Below are 13,545 nucleotides of genomic sequence, written 5' to 3' on the forward strand. Positions count from 1 at the left end.
CAGGTTCCGGGCCGAACGGCGGCCCCAGAGTAGATCACTACGAATTCTCGCGCCAGCGATGGTTGCGCACGCCGGGGTGGCAGACCGCTGGCGGCTCTTCGGCCGCTCATGAGCTGCACCCTGTCCCGGAGCGTTGACCACGGCCGTGGCGAATGGTTCGCTGCCGAAGCCGCGCCGTGTTTTTGTTAAGGTGCGGCGCTGGAAAGAGGGAATGGCAGCCAGAGAATGACAACGGAAACGCGGCAGCCCGGCGTGGGCGCGGATGGCCCCGAGACGTCGGCAGGGCAGCGGTATGCAGCGATCCTGCGCCAGGCGAGGAGCATGTTTCTTGCCCAGGAACGGCTCGATATCGGGGAGATCGCCGGAAGGCTCGGTTTGAGCCGCATCACCATCTACCGGCACATGGGCAATCGCGAACACCTTGTCTCGGAGGTGCTGTGGTCCCTCAGCCGGGACACGCTCGAGCGGGCGCGCGCCGATGCCCGCGCTGCGGATGAGCCCGGCTTCATCGGCGTTTACCGCCGTTACAACCAGTACCTGGGCGAGTCGGCGGCCTTTCTGCAGTTTCTGCGCGAGGAGTCCGCTTTTGCATTGCGTCTGCTCACGCGTCCGGATGGCGCCGTGCGCGTCCGGCTGATGGCTGCTCTGCAGGAGCTGCTGGAAGAAGACGCCCACCAGAACGGCCGACAGCTGCACCTGGATACGCAGACGCTGGCCTATGTCATCGTCTGCATCGGCGAATCGTACCTCTACCCGCTTATCGCCATGCACAACGAGCCGGACCTGGACCGGGCAACGGAGGTGGTGGACCTGCTGCTGCGGCCATGATCGGCGAGTTTCGTCAGCCATGTTAAACTGCGCGGCCACTGGCGGGCGCTCCGGGACACCGGGCGCCTTCGGATTCATCGACAGACTCTGCGGCGTGACGCGCCGCGGTCGGGAAGGACAGCATGCAATTCAAGGGTACTGATTCCTACGTTGCCACTGGCGATCTGACCATGGCGGTGAACGCCGCATCGGCGCTGCAGCGCCCGTTGCTGATCAAGGGCGAGCCGGGCACCGGCAAGACCCTGCTGGCCGAACAGGTGGCCAGCGGTCTCGGGCTGCCGTTTTTCGAATGGCACGTGAAGTCCACCACCAAGGCGCAGCAGGGGCTGTACGAGTACGATGCCGTCTCGCGCCTCCGCGACTCGCAGCTGGGTGACGACCGCGTGCACGACATCGCCAACTACATCGTCAAGGGCCCGCTGTGGCACTGTTTCGAGTCGGACACCCAGCCGGTGCTGCTCATCGACGAGATCGACAAGGCGGATATCGAGTTCCCCAACGACCTGCTCCGGGAACTGGACCGCATGGAGTTCTACGTCTACGAGACCCAGCAGATGGTGCGCACCAAGCACCGCCCCATCATCGTCATCACCAGCAACAACGAGAAAGAGCTCCCGGATGCCTTTCTGCGCCGGTGCTTCTTCCACTACATCAACTTCCCCGACAAGGAGACCATGGCGCAGATCGTCGATGTCCATTTCCCGGGCATCAAGAAGGATCTGCTCAAGGAAGCCATGGAGCTCTTCTTTGAACTGCGCGACGTGCCGGGGCTGAAGAAGAAGCCGTCCACCTCCGAGCTGCTGGACTGGCTGAAGCTGCTGATGGCGGAGGACGTGGATGCAGCCACGCTGCGGGAGAACACCAAGCACAAGATGCTGCCCCCGCTGCATGGTGCCCTGCTCAAGAACGAGCAGGACGTGCATCTGTTCGAGCGCCTGATGTTCATGTCCCGGCGCAACAAATCCAACTGAGCCGATCCCGTCGGCGGGAGAGGGCAGCAGGATGCTCATCGACTTCTTCTTCGAGCTGCGCAAGGCGGGCCTGAAGGTCACGCTGACCGAGTACCTCACGCTGATCGAGGCGCTGGACAAGCGCCTGGCCGTGTGCAGCGTCGATGATTTCTATTTCCTGGCGCGCGGCATCATGGTCAAGGACGAGACCCTGTTTGACCGTTTCGACCAGGTTTTCGGTAATTATTTTAGTGGCATAGAGAACATTTTTGGGGAAGAGCTTGAAGGTGAAATCCCCGAAGAATGGCTCCGTGCCATGGCCGAGCGCCTGCTCACCGAGGAGGAAAAGCAGCAGATCGAGTCCCTGGGTGGCTGGGACGAGCTCATGGAGACCCTCAAGAAGCGGCTCGAAGAGCAGAGCGAGCGACACGAGGGTGGCAACAAGTGGATCGGCACCGGCGGCACGTCACCCTTCGGTGCCAACGGTTACAACCCGGAAGGGATCCGCATCGGCCAGGACAAGTCGCGCCACCGGCGTGCGGTGAAGGTCTGGGACAAGCGCGAGTATCGCAACCTGGACAGCTCCCGGGAAATCGGCACCCGTAACATCAAGATGGCCCTGCGGCGGCTGCGCCAGTTTGCCCGGCAGGGTGCCGATGACGTCCTGGACATGGACGACACCATCCGCTCCACGGCCCGCAACGGCGGTTACCTGGACCTCAAGATGGTCCCGGAGCGGCACAACGCCGCCAAGGTGCTGCTGTTCTTCGACGTGGGCGGCTCCATGGATGATCACATCCGCGTGTGCGAGGAACTGTTCTCGGCAGCGCAGATGGAGTTCAAGCACCTGGAGTACTTCTACTTCCACAACTTCCTCTACGAGGGCGTGTGGAAAGACAGCCGTCGTCGCCATTCGGAGGTGACCAGCACGTGGGACGTGCTTCACACCTACGGTCACGACTACAAGGTGATCTTTGTGGGTGACGCCACCATGAGCCCCTACGAGATCCTGTACCCGGGGGCGAGCGTGGAGCACTGGAACGACGAGGCCGGTGCCACCTGGATGCAGCGGGTGCTGGAGGCTTTTCCCAAGGCGGTGTGGCTCAACCCGGAGCCCGAGAGCCGCTGGGATTACACCCCCTCCATCAAGATCACCCGGGAGCTCATGGAAGAGCGCATGTACCCGCTGACCCTGGATGGCATGGATGAGGCCATCAAGTATCTGAGCAAGTAGGGGCCTGGTCAGCGGCCCACGGCCAGCGGCTCCACGCGGTGTCTGATTGCGCCGCTGGCCACGGTTTCCATGAAGTCGTCGGCCAGTGCCCGGGTGGCTTCCGAGGCCGCCTGCCAGTGTTTGATGCGGGTCGCGTCATCACCGGCATAGCGGTAGAAGTCCTTGCGGTTCGGCACCTTGCCTCCGGGCAGTCCGGCGATCCATTCCTCCGCGGGTGCCACCACCAGCACGTTGTCCATGTGCGATCGCTGCGGGCGGCGCCACGGCACCAGCTTGTCGAACCAGCCCGGAACCACACGCGCCTCGTAGTGCGGGAACAGCACCACGTCGTCGCCCGTGGCGTAAGGGAGATCCATCTGGTAATCCAGCAGGCCACCGTCCTGATACACCCCGGGCTGTGCGCCGGGGATGTCGATTTCCGGTTCCATGACAGTCGGGATCGACCCCGACGCCAGGAGTGCGCTGCGCAGGTTCCCGGGCGAGAGCGCGGTTTCCTGCAGCGGGAACGGCTGCAGCCCGCCCAGCGGCGGGCGCCCGGCAGGGTGGTGGAACAGGACGCGCTCGAAGAAGCTCCCCAGCGTGCGGCGCGCCATCAGGTTCGCCAGTGCGGCGCCGGCAAGGCCGGCGGTGAGCGCGTGCCGGTTGCGGCTCGCGGTCAGGCCCAGCCCGCGCACGGCCATGACGTTCAGTTGCAGTGCCGTGTTGGCGAGAATCTCGCCCGTTCCCGCAGTGCCGAGAATCGTGTCGAGTATGCGCCGTGCCTCGTCGCTGATCTCCCGGTTGTCCGGCCGGGTACTGTACCGCTGGGCCATGTAGGCGTCTTCGAAACGCTGAAATGCCGCCTCGGGGTCGTCCTGTGCGGCGCAGGCGAAACGCCAGGTGGCGATGGACGAGCCGATCAGAAACCGGGGGGTGGTCCGGGTGTCCGGTAGCCAGTGACCGAAGAGTGCCCGGTCCAGGTGGTTCAGGGCGAGCCACTTTGGCCCCCCCGCTGCGCCGGCCAGGCCGGCCACCTGCGACGGCGCGAGCCCGCCATCACGGATGCGGGCGAGGGCGCCGGGGCCGGCGAGAAAGCGTAAAACGGGTTGACGAACATCGGGCATCGGGCAAGCTCTCCGGGGGCAAAACAGGTGGTATCCTCGTTTCGGTCCGCCGGAGCGTCAAGGGGGCGTGGATGACAGAAGTGTACTCGGACGATGTGTACTGGGAGGACCAGCAGGTCGGGGCCGTGCGCGAGTTCGGCGACGTGGTGGTGGATGAGGCGCAGATGCGCGCGTTCGCGCAGGCGTATGACCCGCGCCCGGACACCCTCGGGCAACCCGCCCCATGGCCCGGGATGCACGACCGGTGGCCGGTCGCCAGTGGCCTTCATGTCGCGGGGCTGTGCATGCGCATGATGGTGGATCATATCCTGCTGCGCAGCAGCTCTCTCGGGTCTCCGGGGATCCAGCGGTTGCGCTGGCTTGGCCCGGTGTCCGCGGGGGATCGGCTCTCCGTGCGGCAGGCGGTGCTCAGCAAGCAGCGGCATCCGCGCCGCGGTGACGTGGGCTTCATCAACAACCGCACCGAGGTGCTGAATCAGCACGGGCGACTGGTCATGTTCATGGAGTCGGCCGGGATGTTCCGTCTCCGTGAGCCGCTGCCCGTCCCGGAGGAGGGGGCATGAGTATCCGCTACCTTGACGCCATTGAAGACGGGGAGTCCGGCGTGACCGGTACGTTCGAGGTCACGGAGGCCGACGTGGTCGGTTTCGCCGGCCAGTACGACCCGCAGCCCTTCCACCTGGACGATGCGGCGGCCCGGGACACCCTGTTTGGCCGGCTCGCCGCCTCTGGCTGGCATACCACGGCGATTGCCAACCGCCTGCTGGTGAACGACTGGCTGCACGATGCCGCCGTGGCCGGTGCGGAGGGGTTCGACAATCTGCGCTGGCGACGGCCCGTGTACCCCGGTGACGTGCTGCGCTGCCGGTATGCGGTGACCGGCCGGCGTGCCAGCCCCGATCCGCGATTCGGGGTGCTGAGTGTGGCGGTGGAGGTGCTGAATCAGGATGATGACACGGTCATGAGCCTGGAGTGGCTGCCGTGGATTGCCCGGGCGGGTGATGCGTCGGTGTAAACCTACAGGCGCCCGACCCAGTTGTCTCCTTCCCGCTCGAACGTGATGGCGCGCTCGAGCTCGCTGCCGTCGCCAAAGCGCAACCTGCCCTCCACGCGGACCACGTCCTCGGATGTCTCGTCGCCGCCGTTGTCGATGATCACCTCGTCCAGCCCGCCGTGGCGTTCCATGTGGGTTTCCACGGAGTCCGCATAGGTGTAATACGCGCCGCCGCGGAATGTATCGCCCAGCGCACCTTCGGGCGCGAATGCCTCAAGTGCGCTGTCCCGCTCGCCCTGGCTGAGCTGAACGAAAAAGTGTTCGTAGGCGCCGCCCGGGGTGTCGGGGCCGGAGGATGTGTCGCACGCGGCGAGGAGCAGGGCGGCAGTCATGGCAAGGGCGAGGCGCGGGAGACGTATCATGGTTCAACCTCTGGGGACCGTCGGGACTGGCAGCGACCGTCGGTGGCTTCAACCATGCTGCGCTTTTCAAACGGGGCCGTCCAGCCCCGGGCGCGGGTCACCGGGGGCGCAGCTGTGCCCGCAGATCTCCCATCACGCGGTGGAAGTGTGCTTCCAGGGTGTCGTACTCCCGGCGCAGCAGTGGCAGGGTGTCACTCAGGCCCGGGTCGCGACGCATGCGCATGGCGATACGCTCCAGTGCCATGCTGATGATCGCCAGGTCACCGTAGCTGCTCAGCCAGTCGTCCCGGATCATGCGCTCCATCATCCGTTCCCCGCCCGTCGGCCACAGTGCGCGGGTGCGCTCAAGGCTGCCGTAGGCGTCATCCAGGAAGCGCGGCAGCGGCGTGTCGGCGTAGTCATCCCAGTGCCGGACCAGGAAGTGGTCATTGACCATGTCGAGGATGATGCCGGCGGCGCGCCGCCGGTCCGGCCCGAGGCGGGTGCGGGCGGCGGCCATGGCGGGATGCTGGTCGGAGGCGCTGTCCACGTAACGGTGACGGCGGGCGCCGTCCAGGACCCGGTCGGGCAGGCCGTGATTCTCGAGGCGGCCCTTGATCCAGTCACCGGCGAGATTGCCCAGGCGGTGGTGATCGTCGGAGTCGGAGAGATAGAGATGCGCGAGGTAGTTCACGGGTGCCGCCCGGCGGCGTGCGGAGGGCCCGCACACCGCCTGTTGCCGGTGTCAGCCGTTGGCAGAGTTGCGTCGCCGGGGGGCACGGCTGCCCTGGCCCGAGCCGGACTTCTTCGGCCCGCTGCGTGAGCCGGCAGGGCGTTTCTGCTTCACCGGTGGTTTCGGTTCCACCAGCATCTCCGGCGTGACGATCTCCGACGGGATCTTCTGCTCGATGTACGCCTCGATGTCGGGCAGCGAGTAGACGTACTGATCACAGGCCAGGCTGATGGCATCGCCGCTGGCGCCGGCGCGGGCGGTGCGGCCGATGCGGTGCACGTAATCCTCGGCCTCCTGGGGGAGGTCGAAGTTGATCACGTGGCTCACGGCCGGGATGTGCAATCCGCGTGCGGCCACATCGGTGGCCACCAGGATGGGCAGGTCGCCGCTCTGGAAGCGCTTGAGCAGCTGCTCGCGCTTGTTCTGCGGGATATCCCCGGAGATCACCTGACCGTCGTAGCCATTGCCCTGGAGGTAGCCCACCACGTCGTCTGCCGTGCGCTTGGTATTGACGAACACGATGGTGCGCTCGGGTGTGTGGTCCTTGAAGATGCCCAGCAGCAGGGGGATCTTGTCTTCCTTGGGCACGTGATAGAGCTTCTGCGTGACGTTGTCCGCCGTGACCTGCTCGGTCTCGATGCGCACGATCTCCGGGTCGTTCATGTGCTCGTAGGCCAGCTCCATCACCCGGTGCGACAGGGTGGCGGAGTAGAGCATGTTGATGCGCTTGCTCGGCGGCGGCATCTTGCGCAGGAGGTAGCGGATGTCATCGATGAAGCCCAGGTCGAACATGCGATCGGCTTCGTCCAGCACCACCACCTCGATGTTCTTGAGGCTGAACACGCGCTGTTTGAAGAAATCGATGATGCGCCCCGGCGTGCCGATGATGATGTCGGCCTCGTCCTCCAGCGCCTTGCGCTGGCTCTCGTAACCGGTGCCGCCGTAAACGGCGACGCACTTCAGCCCCGTGAAGCGTCCGAGCAGCTCGGCGTCCTTGTGAATCTGGATGGCGAGCTCACGGGTCGGTGCCAGCACGATGGCCCAGGGCCCGCGCTTGTCGTCCTCCACCGGCGTTTCCATGAGGTGATGCATGGTGGCGAGGAGGAAGGCGGCGGACTTGCCCGTTCCGGTCTGCGCCTGGCCGGCAACGTCCCGACCCTTCATCGCCAGGGGCAGCGTTGCCGCCTGGATCGGCGTGCAGTGGGTGAACGCGGTTTCGTCGAGGCTGTCCTGGAGGCTGGGGCTCAGCGCCAGGGACTTCAGTGTTACGTCTGTCATGTGGTCATTTTCCATGGCCCGAGAGGGTAACGGAAAACGGGCGCTTTGTCGCGTGTTTCCGGCGTCTTTCCGGGTTGTTGCGGCATGGCCGGGCGGGGCCGGTTGGTGTATGGTTTCCGCCTTTATGGTCAGGTGACTCCCGGTATGGCCGGTCATCTCGTTATCGTCCTGCTGAACACGCCGCTGGAGAACGCCGCGGCACCGCTGGCCCAGGCCGCCGTTGCCGCCGCCATGGGCACACGCACCGATGTGGTCTTCACCGGCGCCTCCGGGGCCATTGCCGTGGAGGGGGCCGCTGCGTCACAGCCGGCGGAGGACGGCTCCGGGCGATCGCTGCATGCGCTCATTGCCGATGCCGCGGAGGCGGGGGTGACGTTCCGGATCTGCTCGCCTGCTGTGGCGCGATTCGGTGACGCGCTGATTCCCGAGATCCGGGAGGTGGTTGGTGCGGCCTGGCTGGCGGGCCGCGTGATGGACCCGGACACGGTGACCCTGACCTACTGAGACACACCAGTGACTGAACGAGGACTCCCCATGAAGCATGATGAGGTCCGGGCCGCCCTTGAGGGTGCCGAGCGGATTCACGACGGCGCTGCGGTGGAAGCGGCACTGGCCCGCATGGCCGCCGAGATCACCGCCGACATGGCCGACGACCTGCCTCTGGTGTTGTGCGTGATGATCGGCGGTCTGGTGCCCGCCGGGCGCCTGCTGCCGCTGATGAACTTCCCCCTGGAAGTGGATTACGTCCACGCCACGCGCTACCGCGGCGAGACATCGGGCGGGCACCTGGCCTGGGTTGCCAAGCCCCATACGCCGCTGAAGGATCGCACCGTGCTGATCATTGATGACATCCTCGATGAAGGCCGCACCCTGGCCGCGCTGCAGGAGTACTGCGCGGAAGAGGGGGCGGCGCACGTGCGCACGGCCGTGCTGGTGCGCAAGGACCACGACCGCTGCCTGCCCCAGGTGCGCGCGGACTACATCGGCCTGAACGTGGACGACCGCTACGTCTTCGGTGCAGGCATGGATTACCACGGCGTGCTGCGCAACGTGGACGGCATTTACGCGATTCGCGAGGAGGACTGATGGCTGTCGCGATCATTGGCGGAACCGGCCTGACCCGGCTCGACCACCTGGAGATTACCCATCGGGAGGTGGTGCACACCCCCTACGGTGAGCCGTCGGGCCCGATCACCCACGGCATTCTGCACGGCCGGGAGGTGCTGTTTCTGGCCCGCCACGGCTACGGTCACACGATTCCGCCGCACCGGGTGAACTACCGCGCCAATCTCTGGGCGCTGCAGCACCTGGGTGTTGAGCGGTTGTTTGCCGTGGCCGCGGTCGGCGGTATTCACGAGGCCATGTACCCGGGGCGTGTCGGCTTCCCGGACCAGGTGATCGACTACACCTGGGACCGTAAGCACACGTTCTTCGAGGACGATCTGACCCACGTCACGCACATCGATTTCACCTATCCGTATGACGACGCCATGCGGCAGCTCCTGATGGCGGCTGCGCGGGAGGTGGACCTGGATGCAGTGGAGGGCGGCACCTACGGGGCTACCCAGGGCCCGCGGCTCGAGACCGCTGCGGAAATCCGTCGCATGAAGAGGGACGGCTGCGACGTCGTGGGCATGACCGGCATGCCGGAGGCCGCCCTGGCTCGGGAGCTGGGGATCGGTTACGCCAGCTGCACCGTGGTGGCGAACTGGGCCGCCGGCCTGGATCCGGCGCCGATCACCATGGAAGAGATCGAACGCCACCTGAACACCGGTATGGAAAACGTCCGGCAGCTGTTCGGGGCACTGATTCCCAAGCTGGAGAGTTAGCGCGGCGCGCTCAGCCTTCCTCCAGCTCCTCCCAGCGGCTGTAGGCCTGCTCCAGCTCCTGCTCCAGGGTCTGCAGCCGCTGCGCGGTCTCTGTCACGGTAGCCGCATCCTGTTGATGGAACGCGGGGTCCGACAGCTGCTGTGACAGTTCTGCCTGTTCGGCTTCCAGCGCCTCGATGCGTGCGGGCAACGCCTCCAGCTCCAGTTTGTCCTTGTAGCTCAGCTTGCGCCGGGGTTGCGATGCCGCCGGGGTGTCGGGCCGCGACTGACGTGGCCCGGCAGGTGCGGCCGCGGGGGTGGCGGTGTCGGGCCTGGGCGGTTCCGGACGCTGGCGCAGCCAGTCGGAGTAGCCGCCGATGTACTCCCGCAGGCCGCCGTCCGGGTCGAAGGCGAAGGTGCTGGTGACCACGTTGTCGAGGAATTCCCGGTCGTGGCTGACCAGCAGCACGGTGCCATCGAATCCCATCAGCTGCTGCTCCAGGAGATCGAGGGTCTCCAGGTCCAGGTCGTTGGTGGGTTCGTCCAGGACCAGCACGTTCGCCGGGCGCGTGAACAGCCGCGCCAGCAGCAGGCGGCTGCGTTCGCCGCCGGAGAGCGACGAGACCGGCACGCGGGTGCGCGAGGGTTCGAACAGGAAGTCCTGCAGGTAGCCGACCACGTGCTTTTCCTGGCCGTTGATGCGTACCGTCTCGCGTCCGCCGCCGACGGTGTCGCGAACCGTCGCATTGGGGTCCAGGCTCTCCCGGAGCTGGTCGAACCAGGCCACTTCCAGGCTCGTACCCCAGCGGATCGAACCCGCCGACGGCTGCAGGTCGCCCAGCAGCACCCGCAGCAGGGTCGTCTTGCCGCAGCCGTTGGGGCCGATCAGGCCGATCTTGTCGCCGCGCTGGATGGTGGTGGAGAAGTCGCGGAAGAGCGGTTCGCCATCGTACGCTGCGGCGAGCTGTTCCGCTTCGATCACGAGCTTGCCCGAGCGCTCTGCGCTCTGGGCCTCGATCCGCGCCGTGCCGGAGCGCTCCCGGCGCTGTCGGCGCTCCTCCCGCATGGCCTTCAGGGCGCGCACCCGGCCCTCGTTGCGGGTGCGCCGCGCCTTGATGCCCTGGCGGATCCACGCCTCTTCCTGCGCCAGCTTCTTGTCGAACCGGTCCTGCTCCTTCTGTTCGGCCTCCAGCGCCGCCTCCCGGCGTTCCAGGTACTTGTCGTAGTTGCCCGGCCAGCTGGTGAGCTGACCGCGATCCAGCTCCAGGATCCGTGTGGCCAGCCGGCGCAGGAAGGCGCGATCGTGGGTGATGAACAGCACCGTGCCGCTGTAGCCCAGCAGCATGCGCTCCAGCCGGTCCACGGAGTCGATGTCCAGGTGGTTGGTGGGCTCGTCCAGCAGCAGGATATCCGGTTCATTGACCAGCGCTCTGGCCAGCAGCACCCGGCGTCGCCGGCCACCGGAGAGCGCGTCGAACGGCTGCTCCCCGTCCAGTTCCAGCCGGCTGAGCACCGCATCGATGCTGGATGCCAGCTGCCATCCCCCGTGTGCCTCGATGGTCTGCTGCAGGGCGTCGAACTCGTCGGTGACGGCGTCATCGCCTGCTGCGACCCGCGCGCTGAGCGTATTCCAGCGCTGCAGGGTGGTGCCGATGCTGCCCAGCCCTTCGGCCACCACATCGCGCACCGAGCGGTCCCCGAGACCGGGGACGTCCTGTTCCATGCGCGCGATGCGCAGGGTGTCCCGGCCCATGACCCGGCCGCTGTCCGGCTCCTGGGTGCCCTCGATGACTCGCATCAGGGTGGACTTGCCGGTGCCGTTGCGGCCGAGCAGACAGATGCGTTCGCCCGGTTGAAGCTCCAGGTTGACCCGGTCCAGCACCGGGGGGCCGCTGAATGCCAGTGAGACGTCCTGTAATTGCAGTAGCACTGCGCCTCCGAAACCGTGTGGCGGGTTGCGTTGAACCGATTCAGTAGTGGGGCGGTGGTGGCTCTGCGGCCTCGCCACCGCCACCGTCTGAGCGCTGCTCCTCGATGCCGCGCAGCCGGCGATGGAGCCGCTGGATCTGTTCCTGCTGCTGGTCGATGATCTTCTGCTGGCGCAGCAGGCTCTCCGTCAGGGTGTCGATGGCGTCGTCCTGATGGGTCAGCCGGATCTCCAGATCCGCCAGCCGCGTTTCCACCTCTTCAGTCATGCCGGATCTTCCTCGTTTTCCGCCTGTTCCAGGCGTTCCATGGCGTCCATCCAGTCGGATTCCCGGCGCTCCATGTCGTCGCGGAGCCGGGCCTGCTCGCTCAGCAGTTCCTGCAGACGGGCCGCCGCGGACTCCTCGTAGAGCGCCGGGTCCGCCAGGGCGTCCTCCACCTCCTGGACCCGGGCGGACAGGCGCTCGACGTCGCTCTCCAGCCGTTTCACCTCCTTGCGCAGGGGTTGCAGCTGCTTGCGGCGTTCGGCGGCGCGCTGGCGCTGCTCCTTGCGGTTGCCACTGCCTCCGTCGGCGCTGCGGGCCGCCGCCGGGGTGCCCGCGGTGCGGCGCTCGGCGAGCCAGCGGGCGTAGTCATCCAGGTCGCCATCGAACGCACTGGCGCGGCCGTCGGCGACCAGGAGCAGGCGGTCGGTGGTGCTGCGCAGCAGGTGGCGGTCGTGGGCGATGACCACCAGTGCGCCGGCGTAATCCTGCAGGGCCATGGTCAGCGCGTGGCGCATGTCCAGGTCCAGGTGGTTGGTGGGTTCGTCCAGCAGCAGCAGGTTGGGGCGCTGGTACACCAGCATTGCCAGGACCAGGCGCGCCTTCTCGCCGCCGGAGAACGGCGCTACCGGTGACAGCGCCATGTCGCCCTGGAAGCCGAATCCGCCCAGGTAGTTGCGCAGGTCCAGCTCCTTCGCCTTGTCATCGAGCCGTTGCAGATGGACCACGGGCGAGGCGTTCGGGTCGAGCTGCTCCAGCTGGTGCTGGGCGAAGTAGCCGATGCGGAGCTGGTGGGCGGGCTCCCGGCTGCCGCTGAGCAGTGCCTGCTCACCGGCCAGCAGGCGGACGAGTGTGGACTTGCCGGCACCGTTAGGTCCGAGGATGCCGAGCCGGTCTCCCGGCGCCAGCGCCAGATTGATACCCGAGACCACCGGCGTGTGGTCGTATCCGGTGCTGACCTTGTCCAGCGTCAGCAGAGGGCGCGGCAGGTGGGTCGGCTCTCTGAATGCAAACCGGAACGGCGAGTCCACGTGAGCGGGACTGAGCGCCTCCATCCGCTCCAGGGTCTTCACCCGGCTCTGGGCCTGGCGCGCCTTGGTCGCCTGGGCGCGGAAGCGGTCCACGAAACGCTGGATACGCTGGATCTCCGCCTGTTGGCGCTCGTAGGCGGCCTGCTGCTGGGCCAGGCGTTCGGCCCGTTGCCGCTCGAAGTCGGAATAGTTCCCGGTGTAACCGTGGATGGTCTGCTGCTCCAGATGGAGTATGCGCTGGGTGACGGCGTCCAGGAAATCGCGGTCGTGGGCGATGAGCAGCAGCGTCCCGGGGTAGCTCCGCAGCCAGTCCTGCAGCCACAGCACGGCGTCCAGGTCCAGGTGGTTGGTGGGCTCGTCCAGGAGCAGCAGGTCCGAGCGGCACATCAGTGCGCGCGCCAGGTTCAGCCGCATGCGCCATCCCCCGGAGAAGCGGGCCACGGGGGTGTTCTCGTCGTCCGGGCCAAAGCCCAGACCGTGCATGAGGGCGCCCGCACGCGCACGGGCGCTGTAGCCGCCGATACTGTCGATACGCCCGTGTAGCGTGGCGATGCGTTCGCCCTGGTCCGCGGCCTCGGCGTCGCGGAGTTGCGATTCGATCTCCCGGAGTTCGGCGTCACCGTCCATGACGAATTCCACGGCCGGGCGTTCGGTGGCGTCGGTTTCCTGGGCCACGTGCGCCATGACCAGCCCGGGCGGCAGGGTGCACTCGCCGGCGTCGGGCTGCAGCTCGCCACGGATCAGGGCGAACAGGCTCGACTTGCCGGTGCCGTTGGCGCCGACCAGACCGACGCGCTCGCCGGGGCGCACGGTGGCGCTGGCATCACGCAGGAGCGCCTCGGTCCCGCGGCGCAGGGTGAGATTGACCAGATTCAGCATGGCGCGAAGTGTACCAGTCAGGGGGCCGCGAGGCATGCGGTCGTCGACGCTGCCAGGGTGTTCAATACGGTACCGAATGGTTACAGTCTGAAACCCGGGCGGGCCCGCCTGCCGATC

15 protein-coding genes are annotated in these 13,545 nt (G+C 66.8%); 8 read left to right on the forward strand and 7 right to left on the reverse strand.

Annotation, left to right across the window (positions count from 1 at the left end; all coding sequences use genetic code 11):
* Positions 1–225 precede the first annotated feature (225 nt).
* The 3 genes from BMZ02_RS01885 to BMZ02_RS01895 all read left to right on the forward strand — a co-directional run bounded on the left by BMZ02_RS01885 (position 226) and on the right by BMZ02_RS01895 (position 3,012).
* Positions 226–828 (forward strand): TetR/AcrR family transcriptional regulator, encoded by a 603-nt coding sequence (locus tag BMZ02_RS01885; RefSeq protein ID WP_139209116.1) that lies wholly within the window; start codon positions 226–228, stop codon positions 826–828.
* 122 nt (positions 829–950) lie between these two features.
* Complete coding sequence (locus tag BMZ02_RS01890) at positions 951–1,799, forward strand: AAA family ATPase (protein WP_091639447.1); 849 nt, start codon at positions 951–953, stop codon at positions 1,797–1,799.
* A gap of 31 nt (positions 1,800–1,830) precedes the next feature.
* Positions 1,831–3,012: a vWA domain-containing protein gene (locus tag BMZ02_RS01895; protein WP_091639449.1), complete on the forward strand. Its 1,182-nt coding sequence runs from the start codon at positions 1,831–1,833 to the stop codon at positions 3,010–3,012.
* Positions 3,013–3,020: 8 nt separating this feature from the next.
* Here the strand turns inward: BMZ02_RS01895 and BMZ02_RS01900 are convergent, their stop codons facing one another.
* The gene (locus BMZ02_RS01900; protein ID WP_091639450.1) at positions 3,021–4,115 is read right to left on the reverse strand and encodes a hypothetical protein; all 1,095 of its coding nucleotides are present in this window, start codon (positions 4,113–4,115) and stop codon (positions 3,021–3,023) included.
* 71 nt (positions 4,116–4,186) lie between these two features.
* Here BMZ02_RS01900 and BMZ02_RS01905 point away from each other — a divergent pair, with 71 nt between their 5' ends.
* Together BMZ02_RS01905 and BMZ02_RS01910 are read left to right on the forward strand one after the other, a co-directional pair.
* Entirely contained in the window at positions 4,187–4,678 is a 492-nt protein-coding gene (locus BMZ02_RS01905) for an FAS1-like dehydratase domain-containing protein (protein WP_091639452.1), read from the forward strand.
* A complete protein-coding gene (locus BMZ02_RS01910; protein WP_216110661.1) occupies positions 4,675–5,130 on the forward strand; it encodes a MaoC/PaaZ C-terminal domain-containing protein in 456 nt (151 codons plus the stop codon). Before BMZ02_RS01905 ends, BMZ02_RS01910 begins: the two co-directional genes overlap by 4 nt.
* Before the next feature lie 2 nt (positions 5,131–5,132).
* Here BMZ02_RS01910 and BMZ02_RS01915 read toward each other — a convergent pair whose 3' ends face one another.
* The 3 genes from BMZ02_RS01915 to BMZ02_RS01925 all read right to left on the reverse strand — a co-directional run bounded on the left by BMZ02_RS01915 (position 5,133) and on the right by BMZ02_RS01925 (position 7,521).
* Positions 5,133–5,531: a hypothetical protein gene (locus BMZ02_RS01915; RefSeq protein WP_139209117.1), complete on the reverse strand. Its 399-nt coding sequence runs from the start codon at positions 5,529–5,531 to the stop codon at positions 5,133–5,135.
* 97 nt (positions 5,532–5,628) lie between these two features.
* Positions 5,629–6,204, reverse strand: a complete 576-nt coding sequence (locus tag BMZ02_RS01920) for an acyl carrier protein phosphodiesterase (protein WP_091639455.1) — start codon at positions 6,202–6,204, stop codon at positions 5,629–5,631.
* 51 nt (positions 6,205–6,255) lie between these two features.
* Entirely contained in the window at positions 6,256–7,521 is a 1,266-nt protein-coding gene (locus tag BMZ02_RS01925; protein WP_425425061.1) for a DEAD/DEAH box helicase, read from the reverse strand.
* 144 nt (positions 7,522–7,665) lie between these two features.
* Here BMZ02_RS01925 and BMZ02_RS01930 point away from each other — a divergent pair, with 144 nt between their 5' ends.
* From BMZ02_RS01930 to BMZ02_RS01940, 3 genes are read left to right on the forward strand one after another with little or no spacing between them, the layout of a single operon-like run.
* Positions 7,666–8,025: a DsrE family protein gene (locus BMZ02_RS01930; protein WP_171909768.1), complete on the forward strand. Its 360-nt coding sequence runs from the start codon at positions 7,666–7,668 to the stop codon at positions 8,023–8,025.
* A 30-nt stretch (positions 8,026–8,055) separates the two neighbouring features.
* Positions 8,056–8,607: a hypoxanthine-guanine phosphoribosyltransferase gene (locus BMZ02_RS01935; protein WP_091639460.1), complete on the forward strand. Its 552-nt coding sequence runs from the start codon at positions 8,056–8,058 to the stop codon at positions 8,605–8,607.
* Positions 8,607–9,350 (forward strand): S-methyl-5'-thioinosine phosphorylase, encoded by a 744-nt coding sequence (locus BMZ02_RS01940; RefSeq protein ID WP_091639462.1) that lies wholly within the window; start codon positions 8,607–8,609, stop codon positions 9,348–9,350. The genes BMZ02_RS01935 and BMZ02_RS01940 overlap by 1 nt, the downstream gene beginning before the upstream one ends.
* Positions 9,351–9,360: 10 nt before the next feature.
* Here BMZ02_RS01940 and BMZ02_RS01945 read toward each other — a convergent pair whose 3' ends face one another.
* Genes BMZ02_RS01945 through BMZ02_RS01955 form a run of 3 tightly spaced genes read right to left on the reverse strand, consistent with a single transcriptional unit; the run spans position 9,361 to position 13,428 of the window.
* Positions 9,361–11,259, reverse strand: coding sequence for an ATP-binding cassette domain-containing protein (locus BMZ02_RS01945; RefSeq protein WP_091639463.1), 1,899 nt, complete (start codon positions 11,257–11,259; stop codon positions 9,361–9,363).
* 40 nt (positions 11,260–11,299) lie between these two features.
* On the reverse strand, positions 11,300–11,524 hold the full coding sequence (locus tag BMZ02_RS01950; protein ID WP_091639465.1) for a SlyX family protein: 225 nt from the start codon (positions 11,522–11,524) through the stop codon (positions 11,300–11,302).
* Entirely contained in the window at positions 11,521–13,428 is a 1,908-nt protein-coding gene (locus BMZ02_RS01955; protein WP_091639467.1) for an ATP-binding cassette domain-containing protein, read from the reverse strand. The genes BMZ02_RS01950 and BMZ02_RS01955 overlap by 4 nt, the downstream gene beginning before the upstream one ends.
* Positions 13,429–13,545: the final 117 nt, after the last annotated feature.

Source organism: Aquisalimonas asiatica (genome assembly GCF_900110585.1).
GTDB lineage: Bacteria > Pseudomonadota > Gammaproteobacteria > Nitrococcales > Aquisalimonadaceae > Aquisalimonas > Aquisalimonas asiatica.

Bases quoted from the DNA above. Each gene is read 5' to 3' on its own strand.
- BMZ02_RS01885 (WP_139209116.1), top strand. From the start codon at position 226: ATGACAACGGAAACGCGGCAGCCCGGCGTGGGCGCGGATGGCCCCGAG.
- BMZ02_RS01890 (WP_091639447.1), top strand. From the start codon at position 951: ATGCAATTCAAGGGTACTGATTCCTACGTTGCCACTGGCGATCTGACC.
- BMZ02_RS01895 (WP_091639449.1), top strand. From the start codon at position 1,831: ATGCTCATCGACTTCTTCTTCGAGCTGCGCAAGGCGGGCCTGAAGGTC.
- BMZ02_RS01900 (WP_091639450.1), bottom strand. From the start codon at position 4,115: ATGCCCGATGTTCGTCAACCCGTTTTACGCTTTCTCGCCGGCCCCGGC.
- BMZ02_RS01905 (WP_091639452.1), top strand. From the start codon at position 4,187: ATGACAGAAGTGTACTCGGACGATGTGTACTGGGAGGACCAGCAGGTC.
- BMZ02_RS01910 (WP_216110661.1), top strand. From the start codon at position 4,675: ATGAGTATCCGCTACCTTGACGCCATTGAAGACGGGGAGTCCGGCGTG.
- BMZ02_RS01915 (WP_139209117.1), bottom strand. From the start codon at position 5,531: ATGATACGTCTCCCGCGCCTCGCCCTTGCCATGACTGCCGCCCTGCTC.
- BMZ02_RS01925 (WP_425425061.1), bottom strand. From the start codon at position 7,521: ATGACAGACGTAACACTGAAGTCCCTGGCGCTGAGCCCCAGCCTCCAG.
- BMZ02_RS01930 (WP_171909768.1), top strand. From the start codon at position 7,666: ATGGCCGGTCATCTCGTTATCGTCCTGCTGAACACGCCGCTGGAGAAC.
- BMZ02_RS01935 (WP_091639460.1), top strand. From the start codon at position 8,056: ATGAAGCATGATGAGGTCCGGGCCGCCCTTGAGGGTGCCGAGCGGATT.
- BMZ02_RS01940 (WP_091639462.1), top strand. From the start codon at position 8,607: ATGGCTGTCGCGATCATTGGCGGAACCGGCCTGACCCGGCTCGACCAC.
- BMZ02_RS01950 (WP_091639465.1), bottom strand. From the start codon at position 11,524: ATGACTGAAGAGGTGGAAACGCGGCTGGCGGATCTGGAGATCCGGCTG.
- BMZ02_RS01955 (WP_091639467.1), bottom strand. From the start codon at position 13,428: ATGCTGAATCTGGTCAATCTCACCCTGCGCCGCGGGACCGAGGCGCTC.